A 2,942-nucleotide genomic window follows, 5' to 3' on the forward strand; every position below is an offset into this window, starting at 1 on the left:
CCGGGCGAGTTGATGTACATGATGATGTCGCGGTCGGGATCCTGCGACTCGAGGACGAGCAGCTGCGCCATCACATCGTCGGCGGAGGCGTCGTCAACCTGGACACCCAGGAAGATGACGCGATCTTCGAACAGCTTGTTGTACGGGTCCTGGCGCTTGTAACCGTAGGCGGTGCGCTCCTCGAACTGCGGGAGCACGTACCGGCTGCCCGGCATCTGCAGCGCAGCGGGCGAGGCCTGCGGGAGGCGAAGGTTCGGGGTGTTCATGCGGGTTCTCTCTCTTCTGCCGTCGCTCGCTGATTAGTTCGCATCAGTGCCGCCGCCGCCGGCGACATCCGCAGCGTGCTCGCGGATGTGATCGACGAAGCCGTAGGCCAGCGCCTCCTCGGCGGTGAACCAGCGGTCGCGGTCACCGTCCTCGTTGATCTGCTCGACCGACTTGCCGGTTTGCGCGGCGGTGATCTCAGCGAGGCGGTTCTTCATCGATGTGATGAGCTGCGCCTGCGTCTGGATGTCGCTCGCCGTGCCACCGAAGCCACCGTGCGGCTGGTGCAGGAGCACGCGGGCATTGGGGGTGATGTAACGCTTGCCCTTTGTGCCGCTTGTCAGCAGCAGCTGGCCCATCGATGCGGCCATTCCGATGCCGACGGTGACGATGTCGTTCGGCACGAACTGCATCGTGTCGTAGATGGCCATACCGGCGGTGATCGAGCCACCGGGAGAGTTGATGTAGAGGTAGATGTCCTTCTGCGAGTCCTCGGCGGCCAGCAGCAGGATCTTCGCGCAGATCTCGTTGGCGTTCTCGTCGCGCACCTCTGATCCCAGCCAGATGATGCGGTCTCTCAGCAGCCTGTCGAAGACGCTCGTCGCGACCAGTGGTTCAGCCATGTGTGCTCCCGTTTCGTTGCGTGAGATCGAATCTACCGGCGGGGTTCGCGCGACCCGCTCGTGTTCGCCGTGGGCAGATCGTGCTGCGCGGGGCGCGCACGCGCTACCCCAAGAAACGACGGATGCCTCGACCGATGTGGTCGAGGCATCCGCTCAGTGGTCTTACTCGGCGTCGGCCTTCGTCGACTTGCGCGGCGCGCGCTTCTTGGGAGCCGGCTCCTCTTCGGCCTCGATGATCTCGTCGGCGTCGGCGGCGGCATCCGCAATGCCCTGCGCTTCTTCGACGACCTCTTCTTCGGCCTCTGCCTCGTCCTCACCGAGGATGAGGTGCGCCGACAGGTCTACGGCGGCTCCGGTCGTGTCGACGATCTTCACGTCTCGAAGGGCGTGAACAAGAGCCTTGCTGCGGGCAACTTCGCCGACCATGGCGGGCAGCTGGTTACCCTGCTGGATGGCGTTGACGAAGTCCTGCGGCGACATGCCGTACTGCGCAGCCGACTGGATCAGGTACTGGGTGAGCTCATCCTGCGACACCTTGACGTCGTAGGTTTCGGTGAGCTTGTCGAGGATCATCTGCGTGCGGAACTGCTTCTCAGACGCTTCGGTCACCTCTGCGCGGTGCTCGTCATCCTCCAGACGTCCCTCACCCTCGAGGTGCTGGTGCACCTCGTCTTCGATGAGTCCGGCCGGCACGGGGATCTCGACCTGCTCGAGGAGGAGGTCGACGAGCTTGTCGCGGGCGGCAGAGGTCTGCTGCAGGCCCGACTGCTGCGATGCGGTGGTGCGCAGGCTTTCGCGGAGCTCCGCGATCGTGTCGAACTCGCTCGCGATCTGCGCGAAGTCGTCGTCTGCCTCGGGCAGTTCGCGCTCCTTCACGCTGGTGACGGTGACCGCAACTTCAGCCTCTTCACCGGCGTGATCTCCACCGACGAGCTTCGAACGGAACGTCGTGTCTTCACCTGCGGTGAGGGATTCGATTGCCTCGTCGATGCCCTCGAGCAGTTCACCGGAGCCGACCTCGTAGGACACGCCTTCGGCGCGGTCGATCTCGGCGCCCTCGATGGTGGCGACGAGATCCAGCTCGACGAAGTCACCGGAAGTGGCGGGGCGGTCGACGGTGATGAGCGTGCCGAAGCGCGCGCGCAGCTTGTCGAGTTCGGCATCCACCGCGGCCTCGTCGACCTCGACTGCCTCGATCTCGACAGTGAGACTGTCAAGCGCGGGGAGCGTGACCTCGGGGCGAACGTCCACCTCGATCTCGACCTTCAGGTCGCCCGAGAAGTCCTTCTCGTTCGGCCACTCGGTGATGTCGGCGCTCGGGCGACCGATAACGCGGAGCTCCTGAGCTTCTACCGCCTCGCGGTAGAAGCGGTCGAGTCCGTCGTTGACGGCATGCTCGAGAACGGCACCCCGACCGATGCGCTGATCGATGATCGGCGCAGGCACCTTGCCCTTGCGGAAGCCGGGGATCTGGACATCCTTCGCGATGTGCTCGTAAGCGTGCGCGATGCTCGGCTTGAGTTCGTCGGGGGTGATCGAGAGCAGCAGCTTGACGCGGGTGGGGCTGAGCTTCTCGACAGTGCTGGTGACCATGCCTGTGTTGTTCTCCTCGTGCTGCACCGCACCGAAGCGCGGTGGAAGGTCTGGGTGTAAGGCCGTGACGTCGGGGCGACAGGATTTGAACCTGCGACTTCCCGCTCCCAAAGCGGGCGCTCTACCAAGCTGAGCTACGCCCCGGGCGGGATCTCACGCGCTGTGCGACAGACGGCCCACAGAAGTCTAGCTGACGCGCGGACCGACGTTGCGGGGGCCGACCTTCTCGCCGCCGTAGGACTTCTTCCTAAGGAAGGACGATCGGCCCGGCATCCGTCCTACCCAGGCGATTTCTCCTACCTTCACGAGGCCCGGTTGGGCCGCGGATGCGAGGACGGGTCGCGGTGCCCTATAGACTGTCGGATGCTGCGGCTCCGGCCGCTGCGGGGGCGTAGCTCAATGGTAGAGTCCCAGTCTTCCAAACTGGTTGTGCGGGTTCGATTCCCGTCGCCCCCTCCATCG

3 protein-coding genes and 2 tRNA genes are annotated in these 2,942 nt (G+C 64.8%); 1 reads left to right on the forward strand and 4 read right to left on the reverse strand.

The window, feature by feature from the left end; all coding sequences use genetic code 11:
* The 4 genes from B3587_RS03560 to B3587_RS03575 all read right to left on the reverse strand — a co-directional run.
* A partial coding sequence (locus B3587_RS03560) for an ATP-dependent Clp protease proteolytic subunit (RefSeq protein WP_292726610.1) occupies positions 1 to 266 on the reverse strand: 266 nt, incomplete at its 3' end.
* 33 nt (positions 267 to 299) lie between these two features.
* Positions 300 to 914 carry an ATP-dependent Clp protease proteolytic subunit gene (locus B3587_RS03565; protein WP_292726613.1) on the reverse strand — a complete coding sequence of 205 codons (615 nt, stop codon included), beginning with the start codon at positions 912 to 914 and terminating at the stop codon, positions 300 to 302.
* 135 nt (positions 915 to 1,049) lie between these two features.
* On the reverse strand, positions 1,050 to 2,480 hold the full coding sequence (tig, locus tag B3587_RS03570; RefSeq protein ID WP_292726611.1) for a trigger factor: 1,431 nt from the start codon (positions 2,478 to 2,480) through the stop codon (positions 1,050 to 1,052).
* Between the two features lie 70 nt (positions 2,481 to 2,550).
* Positions 2,551 to 2,624 (reverse strand) — tRNA-Pro (locus B3587_RS03575).
* 241 nt (positions 2,625 to 2,865) lie between these two features.
* On the opposite strand from B3587_RS03575, the gene B3587_RS03580 reads away from it, so the two are divergent.
* Positions 2,866 to 2,939, forward strand: a tRNA-Gly gene (locus tag B3587_RS03580).
* Positions 2,940 to 2,942 lie beyond the last annotated feature (3 nt).

The organism is Microbacterium sp. UBA837 (assembly GCF_002296025.1).
GTDB lineage: Bacteria > Actinomycetota > Actinomycetes > Actinomycetales > Microbacteriaceae > Microbacterium.